A 17,767-nucleotide genomic window follows, 5' to 3' on the forward strand; every position below is an offset into this window, starting at 1 on the left:
ATTTTCCTTCTTTGTCTTATTATTTAGATGGACGCATGCTATCAGGCAATATCGGAGCTTTCAAACGCTCGCCTTGGTATGATGGAATTGACCCAAAACGTGGATCTTCTGCTATCCATTGATCACGTGCAATTTTGATTTCTTCTTGCGTACGTCCAACGAAATTCCACCATAATAAAATTGGTGACTCAAATGGCTCACCGCCCAAAAGCAGTACACGACTATTGTCATGGATTTCTACTTCCACATATTCTAGCCCTGGCTCTAAAATCACCATATTGTCTTCATCTAAATGATGACCATTAATAGTTGCTGTACCTTCAAGCGCCATAAATCCATATTCAAACTTTGGATTTAAAGGTAAACGTGCTTTTGTGGCTGCTTGCGCAAATAAATCAACACCTAAAAGCTCAGTATGTACTTTGACTGGTGATACTGTATTTAGATACTCACCGACCAATACCGTAAATTCGATACCTGACTGATTAACCACGGGTAATTCAGGATAGTGATTAAAAGCTGGATCGATGGTAAGTTTGTCATCAGGCAATGCAATCCAAAGTTGGGCCGCATGCATTTTTGTTTCATTCGCTGGCGCGACTTCAGTATGTGAAATACCTCGACCTGCGGTCATGAGGTTGACTTGCTTGGGCTGAATCAGCTGATCTGTTGTCCCTAAGCTGTCGCTATGCAACATGGTCCCTTCAATCATCCAAGTAAAGGTTTGAAGACCAATATGTGGATGTGGCCCAACATCTAGACCTTGTCCAGCTTCAAATGTCACAGGACCTGCATGATCTAAGAAGCACCATGCGCCAATCATACGCTTATGGCGACTTGGTAAAGCGCGTTTGATCACTGTCCCTTGACCAATTTCTGCACGGCGCAGTGGAAATTCCTGAATCAATTGGTTGGCGTGCTTTTCACAGTCTTCTGAATGAGACAATTCGGTATAAATATTATTGGTCATGTTGTTATCCTAAAAGTTTGGCAAATGGCTATCTTTGTTATAGATATTAACAAGGTCATGCAAATTGAACCACCTTAGACTTAATACGCTGAATACTATAGGTAGGACAATTAGAGTTTTGTATGTATTGAAAATAAAATGCTTGCTCGCCCTTGATTTAATAGTTTTGGAAATAAATGTGATAAAGGACACTCATGCTCTAACGTATAAATAATTTTATCCAATCCAAATTGATCTGCTGTTAGATCAACTATATATCTACTTCTTACATTTAAAAGCCAAGCAGACTTTCTGTTTCCTTTATATTTTTTCCTAAAATATATTGGAATTCACCATATCCTTTAGATTCTAAGTAAGTAGCAATCAAATGGCTTGCATTGGCACAACAAGAGTTTGGGAAATTTCTTAAAACAACGTTATTTGGGCTAATGATTTCCTATGCTTTACGTATTTTGACTAATTCTTCAAACATAGAATTCTTCTGAATTAAATTTTAGATAATAAATAGAAAGGACGCCTAAGCGTCCTTTTTTATTGGATGTACCTTTTCAGGTACTGCCGCGAGCATAGCTCTTGGCGTAATTTAGGCATGAACCGTTGTTTCTTGAAAGCCCTCTCTGCCGCGAGCATAGCTTTTGACGTAATTTAGGCAAGAAACGTTGTTTCTTGAAAGCCCTAAATTACTCCCATTCAATCGTAGCTGGTGGTTTAGAAGATACGTCATAAACAACACGTGAAACTTCTGCAATCTCGTTCATGATACGAGTAGAGATTTTATCAACAAGATCATAAGGGAGATGTGCGAAACGAGCCGTCATAAAGTCAACCGTTTCAACCGCACGAAGTGCAATCACCCATGCATAACGACGGCCATCACCGACTACACCCACAGATTTTACTGGTTGGAATACAGCGAATGCTTGTGCAGTTTTATCATACCAACCACTTGCACGAAGTTCTTGCATGAAGATATCATCGGCTAAACGAAGAATATCAGCATACTCTTTCTTCACTTCACCCAAGATACGAACACCAAGACCTGGTCCTGGGAATGGATGACGATAAAGCATCTCAAATGGCAGACCTAAAGTCGTACCCAAACGGCGTACTTCATCTTTAAATAAATCACGAATTGGCTCAACCAATTCAAAAGCGAGATCTTCGGGTAAACCACCCACGTTATGGTGTGATTTAATCACATGCGCTTTACCTTGTTTGCTTGCAGCAGATTCAATCACATCAGGATAAATCGTACCTTGCGCAAGGAAGTTTACGCCATCAAGCTTACGTGCTTCTTCAGCAAATACTTCGATGAACTCACGACCAATAATTTTACGTTTTGCTTCAGGATCAACTTCACCTGCCAAAGCGTCAAGGAAACGTTGTTCAGCATCAGCACGAATCACACGGATACCCATGTTTTTCGCAAACATTTCCATCACTTGATCCCCTTCATTTAAACGAAGAAGACCATTGTCAACGAATACACATGTCAATTGATCACCAATTGCTTTGTGAAGCAATGCAGCCACAACAGATGAATCTACACCACCTGAAAGACCAAGAAGAACCTTCTGATCACCAATCTGTTCACGTAATTGTTCAACACGCAAATCAATGATGTTTTCAGAATTCCATAGGCTACGGCAACCACAGATCTTTTGTACAAAGTTCTCAAGTAACTCTTTACCTTTAGCAGTATGGGTTACTTCAGGGTGGAACTGGATACCGTAGAAACGACGAGCTTCGTCAGACACCATTGCCACTGGGCAGCTTGGTGTACTTGCAGTAATTTGGAAACCTTCTGGAATTTGAGTCACTTTATCGCCATGACTCATCCATACTTTCAATTTGTCTGCTGAATCTTCAAGATCGCCAATTAGAGCATCACGTACTTTAATATCGACTTCAGCATAGCCAAACTCATGAACTGTACCCGGTTCAACTTTACCGCCCAACTGAGCAGACATCGTTTGTAAACCGTAACAAATACCCAATACTGGTACGCCTAAGTTAAACACAACTTCTGGCGCACGTGGGCTGCCTTCAACGTGAACACTCTCAGGACCACCTGAAAGAATAATCCCTTTTGGATTAAATGCGCGGATGTCCTCTTCCGACATATCAAAAGCATACATTTCAGAATATACGCCTGATTCACGTACACGACGTGCGATCAATTGGCTATATTGAGAGCCGAAATCCAAAATCAGGATACGATCTTCGGTAATTTGAGTATTGGTAGTCATGATAACAACTATGAAAGGCTAACGAAGGATTAGCGCGCTATTCTATCATTTTTATTAAGCTTACGCACACTATTCAAATCTCTCTATATTTCAATACATTATTATTAAATATTGTCTTTTTATTCAACAATTTCAGTTGATTGCTTTGATCATACAAGCTTTGGCGTTACATTCAGATCACGATGCAGCAGGCGAATAATTCTTTCATTTCACCTGCATTACGTATTCGTTATTTATTTTTCAAAACGCTGATCAACACTCCATTGACCTGCACCATGCAATACGAGGAAGACTAGACCACCCGCCATAGCAAAGTTTTTCATGAAATGTATCGAATCTTCAGGTGTACCATGAAAAAGAAATGCGGTAACTAAACTAAAACCAGCTAAAGCTGCTGCGAATAATCGTGCATGCACTCCAAACAACAGTGCTAAGCCTCCACCCAGTTCAACCAAAATGGTTATTGGCAATAATGCACCTGGCACACCCATCGCTTCCATATATCCAACTGTCGCGCTATAACCTGCGAGTTTGCCCCATCCCGCCACAATAAAGATATATGCTAAAAGGGCACGTGCGACGAAGGTTAAAGTTGCATGCACTGTGGGTTGAGCAACAATTTTTTGAATCACTTGATTTGGATTAAACATTGGGTTGACCTATCTATGTTTTGTTTTTGGTAATGACCTTAGATTAGTAGCTTTTATTTTTAGGATAAATAATCAATATAAAGAATCAGCGTTGCATAATCAGAACAATAATTCACCTATAATTTAAATCAATTGACTACTGACATCAGCGCCGATGGCTGTTAGCATTTGAACACATTTTTGCTCAGTTCACCCCTCATGGATTTAATCGATTTTATTCTGCATGTAGATGATCATCTACTTGAATTTATTACCAATTATGGCATTTGGATTTACGGAATTTTATTCCTGATTATTTTCGTAGAAACGGGCTTGGTGGTCATGCCTTTTCTACCCGGGGACAGTTTACTGTTTGCAGCAGGTGCGTTAGCAGCCTCAACAGGTGCAATGGATCCGTGGCTTTTGGGCGTGTTGTTATTCACGGCAGCAGTATTGGGTGATACCTTAAATTATCATATTGGAAAATATATCGGACCACGCGTTTTTGAAATTGAATCTCGATTTATCAATAAAAAACATTTGGTCTATACGCAAAAATTCTTCGAAAAACACGGCGGTAAAACCATTATTTTTGCGCGTTTTGTTCCTTTCGCGCGTACATTTGCACCCTTTGTCGCTGGTGCAGGAAGCATGAATTATAAATACTTCATTACTTATAATGTCGTTGGTGCTTTCTTGTGGATTTCTTCGTTTATCACTTTGGGTTATTTGTTCGGTAATATGCCGATCGTGAAAGATAATTTCACCCATTTAATTTTCGGAATCATTATTCTGAGCGTATTGCCGGGGATCATTGGCTTTATTCGCCACAAGTTTTTCCCAAAGAAAAATCCCGAAATGATGTAATGATCTTAGACTTCAAAAAAAGCATATTCCCCACCAAGAATCTGCTTTTTTTATCACTACAAAATATTGAATGGCTTAGAAAAATCCAATAATGACAGGTAACATACTGAGCATAAGTAACATGGCAGAACCTTTGTATAAGCGATCTGCGCTGACCACCGTCTGATTCCCTGCCAAGACTTTACGACCAAAATACATCCAAAATAAAGCACATGGAATTAAACATAAGGTGAATACACCCAAAACTAAAAAATAGTTTTGAAAAGAATCCCAAGTCCATGCTGGAAAAATACCAACTGCAAACAAAATAGATTTTGGATTTTTCAGAGTCGATTTAAAAAGATGACTGCGACTCATTCGAATGTTTTTTTGGCTCAATTGCTTAAGGTGTGAAGCTTTCCATAAATGAAAAGCCATCCAAATCACATAAACTGCACTCACCAAATGTAAGATATGAATCAGCATTGGCCAAATTGGTAGGGTTAAATGCACCAACAGTGCCCAAATGCTAATGCCGTAGATATAACCCAGTAATTCAAGAGGTACGAAATAGAATGCTTTTAATACGCCATGGTGATGTGCTGCGCTAGCCAATAATGCATTGGTTGGACCGGGAATAAGTAATACCGCGAACACTGCAAAAATATAAAGCCAACTTTCTACCATAGATTAAAATCAGAGATTTAGAGGAGGCACACCTTAAACGAAAAACGAATTTAAAGACAAGTTTTTAAAGTGAAGGAATGATGAATGTCACGTCTATTTTCAGTTAATAATTTTATAAAATATTGATTTTAATAAATTTACATTGAAACATTTTGCTAAAAAAAAGCTGCTCAAACTCAGATTGAACAGCCCTTTTAAATTACTGAGCTTGCTGTTGACGCTTAGGAACATAAGGACAATTTTTAAATGTTGCCGCTTGTGAGATCGCATCTTGCTCACCATATAATCGCGACAATTCAGTATTTTTGGTATTCGATGACTGTCCCATATTGACGGAAACTGAAGGACCAAAGCCCCAACCGCCACGGCCCCAGCCACCACCAACACCTAGACCAACGCCAACACCTGTACGTTTAGGCGGTTGTACACCATTATTGATATACTGCTGAATACGATTGAATTCAGCACCAAGTTGTACACAGTTCAATGCTTGATATTGCGTCGGAGAAACATAACTCGGTTTAACCGTCGTCGCACAAGCAGTCATCAATACAGCAACCGTACCGACTGCACTAAGTTGCATGACCATTTTCATCGCGCGTGAGTTCATACACTTCTCAAATCTTATTTATTCTCGATTTCATTGAACAATGATTGGTAGGCCTGCGTCAATTTATGATCTGTATTTAAATAGATTAACGGCATATTTTTATGATGAGACTCTTTCATCAATACCGACGGTGGCAACATCGCATTGAGCACAGGTAGTTGCTCATCTCTGAGCTGCTGTACCACTTCACGAGGAAGTTTTGCTTGCGCTTGAAACTGGTTAACGACGATACCTTCAATTTCCAAGCGATCATTATGATCATCTTGGGTTTCCATGATGTTTTCGATCAACGTGTTTAAAGCACGCTTAGAAAAGACATCACAATCAAATGGAATCAACACTCGGTCTGCTGCAATTAATGCCGACAAAGTAAAAAAATTAAATGCAGGCGGTGTATCGATATAGATCCGATCATAAGTCCCTGCTAGATGCTGAATCGCATCACGCAGCTTATAAATTTTATGTTTGGATTCGAGGCTATGCTCTAAAGCACCAAGCGAGGGACTTGCAGGCAAAACATCGAGAGATGGGAATGGTGACTGATGTATATAGGCTTCTAAGCCTTTATTTTTATTTTTGAGTAAATTTCCAATGGCTTGACCAATCAAACCTTTGCTCGACTGATTCGCCAATACATCTTCGAAAAAATTTTCAATATTGGGTTCTAGTGCAGGTTTATCGGCATTATAAGTCGCATCATCCCCCAATAGATACTGACTGGAATTGGCCTGAGGATCGAGGTCAATGACAAGTGTCTTAAAACCCTGATGTGCACTCAGTGCAGCCAAGTTTACTGTAATACTGGATTTACCAACGCCACCTTTTTGATTAAACACCACACGTGTACGCATCATTCCCTCTAGGCTCAATTCATTCTATGAATCAAGTTTAACCTAGAGGGGTGAGAGCCTAAGCGATTGTGTCTAACAATTAACCGAAAGTTGGCTTAATCATCACAATGCCAATAATGGCCATAAATGCGACACAACTAATCAGTACCCCCGCACGACGTTGAATTAACAATACAGACGCATCTTGGCGGTATGCTTTAATTAATGAAGATAACATTACGATCACTAAGACCACTTTGGCATAGAACCAAGGCTGAACTTGAAAATTATTCAAAAACAATAAAATCAAGCCTGTCCCAATGACCAAAGTAAATGCCAAATGTTGAAGCGCAACATAAGCCTTACGTCCTTTCGGATTGGGTTGTTGATTTTCGACGCCAAAATATAAGGTTGTCGCACGTGCTAATACAGCAATGATCAACAAGAGCAAACTCGACATATGCACGATTTTAATGACTAAGTGTGTATCCATTTCAGCCACTCTCCTACTTTTAAAATTTAAGCTTTCGGTGCATGTGCACATTCAGGACTATTTGGCGCTTGACCAGTCCATTCAGTTGGCACATAAGCATGAATCGCCAAAGCATGAATCTTTCCTGGACTCAATAGGTCACCCGCCAGTGCATATACTTTTTGATGGCGTTGTACTAAACGTAAGCCTTGAAACACTTCACTTACAACAGTGACTTTAAAATGCGATTCTTTACCAGGGAAATAGCCACCATGACCTGATGACTCATTCACCACGTCCAAGTGCACAGGAGACAATTGTTGTAAACGTTCAATTAATTGTTGCTCTAAAGTCATGCTTACATTCCACACGCATTCATTGGTTGCCAGCAGTATACCGTGAAGTTTTAGAATAAAAAGTAAATAAAACACACCGCCATTGGAGAGTTACGCTTTAATCTTGAGCTTAAGACCTATCAAAAATTAAGCGAAATACATTGAAATGCTTTAATTTTATTCAATCACACGATATTTTTTTATAAAGTTGTTGACCCTGATTTTTCATGCTGTATTATACACGGCATGCGGGAATAGCTCAGTTGGTAGAGCATAACCTTGCCAAGGTTGGGGTCGGGAGTTCGAGTCTCCTTTCCCGCTCAAAATTTTTTCATTCAGTTTTTTCACTTAAAAAATTGATAGACTCCGCGGGAATAGCTCAGTTGGTAGAGCATAACCTTGCCAAGGTTGGGGTCGGGAGTTCGAGTCTCCTTTCCCGCTCCAGATTCAAAAAAAGCCCTGATATTCATCAGGGCTTTTTTATTATTAAAATTTTTATAAATTCATTTTTTAAAACCAATAAACGTTAACTGCACTTTTTCCAAAAAAATTCATCCACTTATGAGCGCTGCTTTACTTACAATCAAAAATAAGCATTATAAAGTAAATTAATTTACTGAATTTAAATGTAATTTTTCATCTCAACCCATGCCTGACTTACATAAAATCGCTATAATTTTCGTATTCAATTTACTCAATAGATTAGAACCTTAACATGGAAAAATTAACCTGTTTCAAAGCCTATGATATCCGCGGAAAATTGGGCACAGAACTCAATGAGGATATCGCATACCGTGTTGGACGCGCTTATGGCGAAATTTATCAACCTCAAAAAGTAGTGGTCGGTTGCGATGTTCGCTTAACCAGTGAAGCACTGAAACAAGCTACCATCAATGGCCTGAATGATGCGGGCGTTGATGTTTTAGATTTAGGCATGACTGGGACTGAGGAAGTTTATTTCGGTGCATCCCATCTTGATGTGCAAGGCGGGATCGAAATAACAGCCAGCCATAACCCAATGGACTATAACGGCATGAAGCTTGTACGCGAAAATGCTCGTCCGATTGGTGCAGACTCGGGTTTAAATGATATCCAACTTCTTGCGGAAAAAAATCAGTTCAAAGCAGTCGAAATTAAAGGCACAACTCAGCATTATAATATCTTGCCTGAATTTATTGATCATTTGATGACCTATATTGACCCTGCTAAAATCAAACCACTAAAACTCGTAGTCAATGCGGGGAATGGTGCAGCAGGTCATGTGATCGATGCGATCGAAGATAAATTTAAAACCTTGAATATTCCAGTCGAATTCATCAAAATTCATCATGAAGCGGATGGCAACTTCCCAAATGGTATTCCCAACCCTATCTTAGTTGAAAACCGTGCAAGCACCTCCGATGCTGTACTTCAACATCATGCTGACATGGGCATCGCTTGGGATGGTGACTTTGACCGTTGTTTCTTGTTTGATGAAAAAGGTCAATTCATTGAAGGGTATTACATCGTCGGTCTCTTGGCACAAGCCTTTTTACTGAAACAAAAAGGTGAAAAAATTGTGCATGATCCGCGCTTGGTGTGGAATACCTTCGATATCGTTGAACAATATCAAGGCGAAGCTGTGCAATCGAAATCAGGCCACTCTTTCATTAAAGATAAAATGCGTGAACACAATGCAGTGTATGGTGGTGAAATGTCAGCGCATCACTACTTCCGTGATTTTGCCTATTGTGACAGTGGTATGATTCCGTGGTTATTGGCAATCTCAGTTGTCTCTGAAACAGCAAAACCACTCTCTGCTCTGGTTGAGGAAATGATTGAAAAGTTCCCTTGTTCTGGCGAGATTAACTTTAAAGTTGCGGATACAAAAGAAACCATTCAAAACATCTTTGATCATTTTGCTGACCAAAAACCCGAAATTGATGAAACGGATGGGGTCAGCTTAGATTTTGGTGCATGGCGCTTCAATGTTCGTGCTTCAAATACAGAGCCTCTTTTGCGATTAAATATTGAAAGCCGTAAAGATCAGAACCCAAAGCCGATGCAAGCTTATATCGATGAGCTCACTCAACTCATTCAGTCTTAAAACCGCATAAAAAATGGAGCGTTGTAATGCTCCATTTTTTTATTCACGATAGCCATTTGGATTTTGTTTTTGCCAATTCCAACTATCTGCCAACATATCCTCCAGATTCAATTTTGGCGTCCAACCCAATTCAGCAACTGCGCGCGCATTATCTGCAAATGATGTTGCGACATCCCCTGCACGACGCGGTGCAAATTCGAAAGGAATCTCAATACCATTGACTTTTTCAAAGGTATTTTTAATTTCTAGCACCGAACAGCCATTACCTGTCCCAATATTCCAAGTACGACAGCCTTGTGCATTTAAACGATTTTCCAGTGCACATAAATGGGCATTCGCCAAATCCACCACATGGATATAGTCACGCACACCCGTGCCATCGACGGTATCGTAATCATGACCAAAAATGGATAGTTTTTCACGACGACCCACAGCCACTTGAGTCACATAAGGCATTAAGTTGTTTGGAATGCCTTGTGGATCTTCACCAATCTGCCCACTTTTATGCGCGCCAACTGGGTTAAAGTAACGCAGTAAAGCAATTGACCAGCGTGCATCGGCTTGTGCGAGTTTCTGCAATAACTGCTCAACTATCAGTTTGGTATAGCCATAGTTGTTACTTGGCATGCCTGTCGGCATCTCTTCATTGAGTGGCGATACATTGGCTTCGTCATAAACGGTTGCAGAAGAACTAAACACCAAATTAAAGACATGGGCACGCTCCATCGCTTTAACTAAGCTAATCGAACCTGCAATGTTATTTTCAAAGTATTTCAGCGGGATTTGCTGACTTTCACCTACTGCTTTTAAGCCTGCGAAATGAATCACAGCATCAATCTGATGATCTTGAAAAATTTGATCCAAAATGGCTTGATCAAGAATATCACCTTCGATAAAATCTAAAGATTTAGACGTTAAAGCTTGAACGCGATTCAAAGATTCTGATGAGCTATTTGATAAATTATCAAGAACAACAACTTCATGCCCTGCATTGAGCAACTCAACACAGGTATGCGAACCAATATATCCTGCACCACCCGTCACTAAAACTTTAGACATTGTCTTTTCCCATTAATATCTGAATTAAACCTTGTGTCGACGCATCAAGCTTAGACAAATCGTTTTGTTCACCATTTAGAATCGGCAAGAGTTGATTGGCAATTTCTTTACCCTTTTCAACCCCCCATTGGTCAAAAGGATTAATATTCCAAATGACAGATTGCACAAATACTTTATGCTCATACAAAGCAATCAACATACCCAAACTATAAGGATTGAGCTCATCCATCAATATCGTCGTGCTGGGCTGATTACCTGCATATTGTTTATAGAGCGGTAAACCCTCAAGCTCTTGAGGATTTAAAGCATCATTCCCAAAGGCTAATAATCGTGACTGCGCCAAACAATTGGATAATGCGAGATAATGCTGTTGCTTAAGCGCCTCGGCATTATCCACATAGGTATATTGGTCACCATTATAACGTTTGATGGGTGCTATAAAATCACTGCTGACCGCTTGTGTACCCTGATGCAGTAACTGATAAAAAGCATGTTGCGCATTGGGGCCGACTTCACCCCATACAATCGGGCAGGTATCTAACGTAGTCTTCTCACCATTGCGTTGTACAGATTTACCATTGGACTCCATTTCCAATTGTTGCAAATACGCAGCAAAATATTTAAGTCGTCCATCGTAGGGTAAAACTGCATGGGTTTTCGTTGCTAGAAAGTTACTATTCCACACTCCTAGCAATCCCATCAACACCGGAATATTATGTGAAAAGGCGGTGCTTTGAAAATGTTGGTCAATCGCATAGGCCCCTGCGAGCAGTTGCTTGAACCCCTCTACGCCAATACTTAATGCGATTGGTAATCCAATACATGACCACAGTGAATAACGACCACCCACCCAATCCCAAAGCAACAGCTGGTTTTCAGGGGAAATTCCCCATTCGGTCATTTTCTCAGGCTTGGTTGACACCCCAATAAAATGGTGTTTTAGAATAGCAAGCTCTTCACCCAATGCTTTTTCGAGCCACAAGCGCGCCGTTTGCGCATTGGATAAAGTATCAATGGTGCCAAATGACTTGGAAGAAATAATAAACAGCGTGGTTTCAGGACGCAGTTTATGCAGCAAGTCAGACAACTGACTTCCATCCATAGTCGACACAAAATGCACATTCAATGGCTTTTGAGTGGTTTGTTTAAAATCCGAGAGCGCATGGCTGACCATCAATGGACCTAGGTCTGATCCACCCACCCCAATATTGACAACATCTTGAATCACTTCACCTGATGCACCACGATACTGCCCCATATGTATCTTCTCAACCAAAGCATACATACGATCAAGTTGCAGATGCACTTGATTGGCGATCTCTGAATGCTCAGCATGATCTTGCGGCAAACGTAATGCCCAATGCATGGCTGCTCGACTTTCTGTGTAGTTGATTCGCTCTTCAGAAAATAAGCGCTTAATCCAACCCGATAAGTCACAGCTTTGAGCTAGATTGACCAAGGCATCCAGCACAGATCGATCAACACGCTGCTTACTATAATCAAAAATGAGTGGCTCGAAATGAATCGCACAATTTTGAAAGCGATTAGAATCTTGCTGAAAAAAATCACGTAAATGTTGACGTGCAATTTGTTTTTTTAAAAGCTCGAGATTAGAAAGCGCTTGTTCAACAGCGACTGAATTACATTCCTGGTTTGGCTGTTCCATTAACGCCCTACTCCTTTATAAGCAAAGCCCTGCGACTTCACATATTCGGGATTTAAAATATTACGACCATCTAAAATTAAAGCATGTTGCATGGTTTTCTTAAGGATTTGATAGTTTGGACACCAATACTGTTTCCACGCGGTGAGGATACAAAGTGCATGCGCATCATCCGCTGCTTCATATTGATCTTGGCAATAAATTAAATCATCGCGCTGACCATATACCTTTTCAATTTCGCTCAAGGCTTGTGGATCATGAAGTTTCACGATCACCCCTTGTGCCCATAAAGCTTTTAACATGGCATGAATCGGGGATTGTTGAATACGAGCCGTATTTTCTTTAAAAGAAGCCCCCCAAACCGCCACGACTCTGTCTTTCAGATCCCCCTGAAAATGATTCCATAATTTTCGAAAGAGGATTTCCTTTTGCTGTTCGTTAATTTCCCAGACTTGTGCTAAAAGTTGACTTTTGGTTCCAGTACCAGAAACAGTACTGGCCAATGTCTGTACATCATGCGAGAAATTTTCCCCACCAAACCCTGCACCTGGATATAAATAAGAAGGACCAATACGACTATCTGCCGCTAAGCCTTGGCGTACATGCTCGATATCAATCCCCAATTTCTCGGCAACAATAGCTAAATCATTGATATAACTGATTCTGGTCGCCAGCATGCCAGATACGCTTAACTTGGTAAATTCCGCATCTAACACTGGCATAAATAGATATTGTTGCTCACGTGGAAAGAGCGGTCGCAATAACTCTTGTAATACACGTTTAGCACGATCACTTTCACAACCAACAACCAGTTGTGATGTTTGCGTCAGGCTACGTAATGCATTTCCTTCTTGAATCACATCTGGTACATAGACCCAATCATCTTCAGGCAACAGTTCAGCAAATTTTTGAGTTCCTTGTAAACCCAATGTGGATGCATTAATCATTAATTTAGGATGACTGATTGTGCGTTGTTTGAGGGCTTTGAGTATTTCAATGCCTTGCAATTGCTCAGTCGGATTAAAACTAAAAAAATAGGCATCCACATCAAGGGGAATCGCTGCAAATGTGCAGTATTTTATTGCACCAGTCTGATGTAATTTCTCAAGCAAGTCTTGTACAGATTGATCCTGAGCATATACCTGTTCCGATGCTGGTTTTTTTAAAAGATCACACCAGAAGACTTGATGACCATATTCAGCTAACAATGCTGCCATAACCCCTGCATACAAGGTCTGACCAAATACTGCAATATTCATAGTGATACTCGTTTTAAAGTTTTAAGTCTTTAATCATGACTTTAAAAGCTTCACCTAAACTTGGGTGATCCATACCGTAATGCAATACCGCTTTTAAATAACCCAACTTGCTTCCACAGTCAAAGGTTTGACCTTTCATACGATAGGCTTCTACCATGTCTGTTTGTTGAAGCATCGCGATCGCATCGGTGAGTTGGATTTCATTGCCCGCACCTTTGGGTGTTTGCTCAAGCAATTGCATGATTTTCGCAGGCAAAATATAACGTCCTACCACAGATAAGTTCGATGGTGCTGTACCCACTGCAGGTTTTTCAACAATCCCTTGCATTTGGATACTTTGTCCCTCAAGCGGTGACTCCGCAACATCCACAATGCCATATTGATCGACCATATGATCAGGCACAGCTTCAACCATAATTTGTGATGCTTTTGATTCGTTATAACGCTGAATCATCAAACTCAAGTCATTGGTTTCAGCTGTATCTTTTACTAACACATCAGGGAGTAGCACTGCAAAATCATCATTACCTACCACATCTTTTGCACAGAGCACAGCATGCCCTAAACCTAAAGGCTGTGGCTGACGCACACTGATCACACTCACATGCGCGGGCAAAATTTCGGTAATTTCTTTCAATAAATCAAATTTCTTTTTTTGTTCTAAGGTCGTTTCCAGCTCAAAACTACGGTCGAAGTAGTTTTCAATGGATGCTTTTGAAGCATGTGTGACTAAAATAATTTGTTCAATACCCGCAGCAATTGCTTCTTTGACTACATATTCAATTGCAGGGCGGTCAACTACAGTGACCATTTCCTTAGGAATCGATTTGCTCGCAGGTAAAAAACGTGTACCAAGACCTGCGACAGGAAGAATCGCTTTTTTGATCGACATATTTAAAGCTCTACAAATTTTAATTTACTTAATTAGTTAACGCGAATTTCAGCACCGCGTTGATATCCATCTACATAGTATTCTAGTTGAGTTAACACCCAATCAACATCTTCATGTGTTGCAGTTAAATCATAGAAACGGTCAAATACAGGTAAAATTTCATCCAAAGGATACGATTTTTCAAACGATCTGAGGATCCTACTATGCTCGGTAATCTGTGTATCCTCTTGATCGATTAGCAATTCCTCATATAACTTTTCACCCGGACGTAAACCTGAATATTGAATCACAATATCACCTGTTTGTGATCCTTCTTCACGGACGGTTAATCCACTGAGTGAAATCATTTGTCGCGCCAAATCTTGAATACGGACTGGCTCTCCCATATCCAACAAGAATACATCTCCCCCCTCACCTAAAGCACCGGCTTGAATCACCAACTGAGAAGCTTCTGGAATGGTCATAAAGTATCGCGTAACATCAGGATGCGTTACTGTAATTGGACCACCCTTCGCAATCTGTTGCTTGAAAAGCGGAACCACTGAACCTGATGAGCCCAGCACATTGCCAAAACGCACAATACTCACCTGAGTATGATCTTGAGCTGCTGCCATCGCTTGACAATAGAGCTCCGCCATACGTTTGGTAGCCCCCATCACATTAGTAGGACGAACCGCTTTATCCGTTGAAATCAGGACAAATGTTTCCACTTGATTGCGTACAGCAGCATTTAAACTAAAGGCTGTACCGACTGCATTATTTTTCACACCCGCAATCGGGTTACATTCCACCAAAGGGACATGTTTATAAGCCGCTGCATGATAAACGGTTTGTACTTGATATTGTGCGATGACACGCTCGAGCTTCTGCTGATCCAATACCGTGCCTAAGATCGGAATAATGGTTAACTCTGTTTTTTGGCGTAATTCTTTATCGATACTATACAGTGCAAACTCTGTCAGTTCATATAACACCAACAGCTTAGGTTGGTTTTTGATAATTTGACGACATAGTTCAGACCCAATCGATCCACCCGCACCAGTGACCATTACAATTTTATTGGTGATATTTTTTGAGAGTAAATGGGCTACAGGAGGCACAGGATCGCGACCGAGCAAGTCGATAATATCGACTTCTTGAATATCCGATAGTCGTATTTCACCATCAACCAGTTTTGTTAAGCCTGGAATCTCGGTAATTTTTAAATGTGCGGGTTCTAAATTTTTTATAATTTCGGTTTTACGTTGACGACCCACCGAAGGCAACGCAATCAAAATTTCATTGACTTGATGCTTGTTCAGCACTTTTTGTGCATCCGCTGCATGATAGACTTTTAATCCACCAATATTCTTCGCAGCAAGTGTAATATCATCATCTAAAAATAGGACAGGTAAATGTTCATCAGAATTGTTCAGCATAGCTGCGACTTGTTGACCTGCAAAACCAGCCCCATAAATGGCAATTCTTTTACGCGGAATATCTGCATGTAATACATATTTGACTAGGGCCCTAATGATCCCTCGACTGAGCCAAATCCATGCAAACATCATAAATCCAAACATCAACGGAATTGAGGTCGGTATAAATGCATGAGTGAAATAAGCTAAAGTGTATAGTGCTAAAACAGTGAATGTTGTCGCTAAACCCAACTGAAAAATGAAGGCTTCGTTAAAAGCTCTTACAATAAAACTATAGATTCGTGCTAAACCTAGTGCGCAGACTGCAATCAACGACACCCAAAGAGATCCAAAAGCCAGATTCGGCACTACTTCAGCACCCAAGTCAAATTGGCGAATGGCATAACATAGCCAAATCAGAATTGGAAATACTAAAAAATCCAAACAGACTAGAAAAAGTTGTTTGGCCCCCCTTGGTGCTGATGCTAAATTTATAATCGTTGATTTCACAGTCTAGATCTTATCACTCTATATGATCGCTATTTAGGAGGGGTATTGAGAATATCCCTCCATGCCTTCAAATTTATATATTACAATATCACTTTTATCACGATATTTTTTTAATCACGACTTTAATAGCATTTACTGTTTTGGCCATACTATCCTCACTCAAGGTTGGATGTACCAAGAACATTAAGCTCATTTCACCTAGCTTTTTCGCATTTTCTAATCGAGTCTCAGGGCGCCACGGTGTATCATCAAATGCATGCTCCAAATACACCTCAGAACATGAACCACTAAAGCACGGCACACCCAGTGCATTGATTTCTGCCATAATACGATCACGCGACCAACCTGATGGCAATTGTTCGCTATTCACTTGAACATAGCACTTATATGCTGCATGTAGATAGTCTTCTGAGGGCTGATGCACAGTAAAATAAGAGCTATTGGCAAAAGCACTATAAATTTTTTGCATATTTGCAGTACGTTTTGCAGTCCATTCTGGCATTTGCTTTAACTGTAAACGACCAATGACCGCTTGCATCTCCATCATTCGCCAGTTGGTGCCAAATGAGTCATGTAACCAACGGAAACCTGGTGGATGTTGTTTGTTGTAAATACTATCGAAGTTTTTACCATGGTCTTTGTATGACCACATTTTTTTCCACAGCGTTTCATCATTGGTGGTGACCATGCCACCTTCACCACCTGTGGTCATGATTTTATCTTGGCAGAAAGACCATGCACCAATGTGCCCAATAGAACCTGCCGATTTACCTTTATACTTTGCGCCATGTGCCTGTGCACAGTCTTCAATCACATAAAGACCTTTTTCCTGAGCCAACTCCATAATTGGATCCATATCACACATCCAACCGGCCAAATGCACACAGATAATAGCTTTAGTCTTTGGCGTCAGTACAGCTTCGATGGTGCGACGTGAGATATTTTGTGAATCTAGCTCTACATCTGCAAATATAGGGTTGGCACCTGCGGTTACAATCGAACTTGCTGAAGCTAAAAAGGTTCGTGAGGTGACAATCACATCATCTCCTGCCCCAATACCTAATGCTTTTAAAGCCACATCGAGCGCTACGGTACCATTAGCCAGTGCAACTGCATATTGAGTTTCGGCAAATTGTGCAAACTCTTTTTCAAACTCACGGCATTCTTGTCCCGTCCAATAATTGACTTTATTCGAGAGTAAGACTTGCGATACAGCATGTGCTTCTTGTTGACTAAAGCTTGGCCATGGTTCGAATGCAGTGTTTAACATTTA

At 40.4% G+C, this 17,767-nt stretch carries 16 protein-coding genes and 2 tRNA genes; 4 read left to right on the forward strand and 14 right to left on the reverse strand.

Features of this window, described 5'->3' with window-relative positions; genetic code table 11:
- Positions 1–19: 19 nt before the first annotated feature.
- The 3 genes from AC1M9K_RS11740 to AC1M9K_RS11750 form a co-directional block, all read right to left on the reverse strand.
- Complete coding sequence (locus AC1M9K_RS11740) at positions 20–970, reverse strand: pirin family protein (RefSeq protein ID WP_481589362.1); 951 nt, start codon at positions 968–970, stop codon at positions 20–22.
- A gap of 680 nt (positions 971–1,650) precedes the next feature.
- On the reverse strand, positions 1,651–3,219 hold the full coding sequence (guaA, locus tag AC1M9K_RS11745; protein ID WP_481589363.1) for a glutamine-hydrolyzing GMP synthase: 1,569 nt from the start codon (positions 3,217–3,219) through the stop codon (positions 1,651–1,653).
- A 233-nt stretch (positions 3,220–3,452) separates the two neighbouring features.
- A complete protein-coding gene (locus tag AC1M9K_RS11750; RefSeq protein WP_481589364.1) occupies positions 3,453–3,869 on the reverse strand; it encodes a DoxX family protein in 417 nt (138 codons plus the stop codon).
- A 198-nt stretch (positions 3,870–4,067) separates the two neighbouring features.
- Here AC1M9K_RS11750 and AC1M9K_RS11755 point away from each other — a divergent pair, with 198 nt between their 5' ends.
- Positions 4,068–4,715 (forward strand): DedA family protein, encoded by a 648-nt coding sequence (locus AC1M9K_RS11755; RefSeq protein WP_035268957.1) that lies wholly within the window; start codon positions 4,068–4,070, stop codon positions 4,713–4,715.
- Between the two features lie 75 nt (positions 4,716–4,790).
- Here AC1M9K_RS11755 and AC1M9K_RS11760 read toward each other — a convergent pair whose 3' ends face one another.
- The 5 genes from AC1M9K_RS11760 to AC1M9K_RS11780 all read right to left on the reverse strand — a co-directional run bounded on the left by AC1M9K_RS11760 (position 4,791) and on the right by AC1M9K_RS11780 (position 7,649).
- On the reverse strand, positions 4,791–5,381 hold the full coding sequence (locus AC1M9K_RS11760; RefSeq protein ID WP_092767920.1) for a LysE family translocator: 591 nt from the start codon (positions 5,379–5,381) through the stop codon (positions 4,791–4,793).
- Between the two features lie 199 nt (positions 5,382–5,580).
- Positions 5,581–5,970: a hypothetical protein gene (locus tag AC1M9K_RS11765; protein WP_416224328.1), complete on the reverse strand. Its 390-nt coding sequence runs from the start codon at positions 5,968–5,970 to the stop codon at positions 5,581–5,583.
- 35 nt (positions 5,971–6,005) lie between these two features.
- Positions 6,006–6,842: a ParA family protein gene (locus tag AC1M9K_RS11770; RefSeq protein ID WP_180028975.1), complete on the reverse strand. Its 837-nt coding sequence runs from the start codon at positions 6,840–6,842 to the stop codon at positions 6,006–6,008.
- 79 nt (positions 6,843–6,921) lie between these two features.
- The gene (locus AC1M9K_RS11775; RefSeq protein WP_180028969.1) at positions 6,922–7,314 is read right to left on the reverse strand and encodes a SirB2 family protein; all 393 of its coding nucleotides are present in this window, start codon (positions 7,312–7,314) and stop codon (positions 6,922–6,924) included.
- Positions 7,315–7,340: 26 nt separating this feature from the next.
- On the reverse strand, positions 7,341–7,649 hold the full coding sequence (locus tag AC1M9K_RS11780) for a BolA family protein (protein WP_035268950.1): 309 nt from the start codon (positions 7,647–7,649) through the stop codon (positions 7,341–7,343).
- A gap of 227 nt (positions 7,650–7,876) precedes the next feature.
- Here AC1M9K_RS11780 and AC1M9K_RS11785 point away from each other — a divergent pair.
- The 3 genes from AC1M9K_RS11785 (at position 7,877) to AC1M9K_RS11795 (ending at position 9,714) form a co-directional block, all read left to right on the forward strand.
- Positions 7,877–7,949, forward strand: a tRNA-Gly gene (locus AC1M9K_RS11785).
- A gap of 47 nt (positions 7,950–7,996) precedes the next feature.
- Positions 7,997–8,072, forward strand: a tRNA-Gly gene (locus tag AC1M9K_RS11790).
- Between the two features lie 271 nt (positions 8,073–8,343).
- Entirely contained in the window at positions 8,344–9,714 is a 1,371-nt protein-coding gene (locus AC1M9K_RS11795; protein WP_481589365.1) for a phosphohexomutase domain-containing protein, read from the forward strand.
- 39 nt (positions 9,715–9,753) lie between these two features.
- Here AC1M9K_RS11795 and galE read toward each other — a convergent pair whose 3' ends face one another.
- The 6 genes from galE to AC1M9K_RS11825 form a co-directional block, all read right to left on the reverse strand.
- Complete coding sequence (gene galE, locus AC1M9K_RS11800) at positions 9,754–10,773, reverse strand: UDP-glucose 4-epimerase GalE (protein ID WP_481589366.1); 1,020 nt, start codon at positions 10,771–10,773, stop codon at positions 9,754–9,756.
- Entirely contained in the window at positions 10,766–12,439 is a 1,674-nt protein-coding gene (gene pgi, locus AC1M9K_RS11805) for a glucose-6-phosphate isomerase (RefSeq protein ID WP_481589367.1), read from the reverse strand. Before pgi ends, galE begins: the two co-directional genes overlap by 8 nt.
- Positions 12,439–13,695: a nucleotide sugar dehydrogenase gene (locus AC1M9K_RS11810; protein ID WP_481589368.1), complete on the reverse strand. Its 1,257-nt coding sequence runs from the start codon at positions 13,693–13,695 to the stop codon at positions 12,439–12,441. Before AC1M9K_RS11810 ends, pgi begins: the two co-directional genes overlap by 1 nt.
- 13 nt (positions 13,696–13,708) lie before the next feature.
- A complete protein-coding gene (gene galU / locus AC1M9K_RS11815) occupies positions 13,709–14,587 on the reverse strand; it encodes a UTP--glucose-1-phosphate uridylyltransferase GalU (protein ID WP_481589369.1) in 879 nt (292 codons plus the stop codon).
- A gap of 32 nt (positions 14,588–14,619) precedes the next feature.
- Positions 14,620–16,494, reverse strand: a complete 1,875-nt coding sequence (locus AC1M9K_RS11820; protein WP_481589370.1) for a polysaccharide biosynthesis protein — start codon at positions 16,492–16,494, stop codon at positions 14,620–14,622.
- Between the two features lie 97 nt (positions 16,495–16,591).
- Positions 16,592–17,764 (reverse strand): DegT/DnrJ/EryC1/StrS family aminotransferase, encoded by a 1,173-nt coding sequence (locus AC1M9K_RS11825; RefSeq protein WP_481589371.1) that lies wholly within the window; start codon positions 17,762–17,764, stop codon positions 16,592–16,594.
- Positions 17,765–17,767: the final 3 nt, after the last annotated feature.

Source organism: Acinetobacter sp. 24-47-67 (assembly GCF_056779735.1).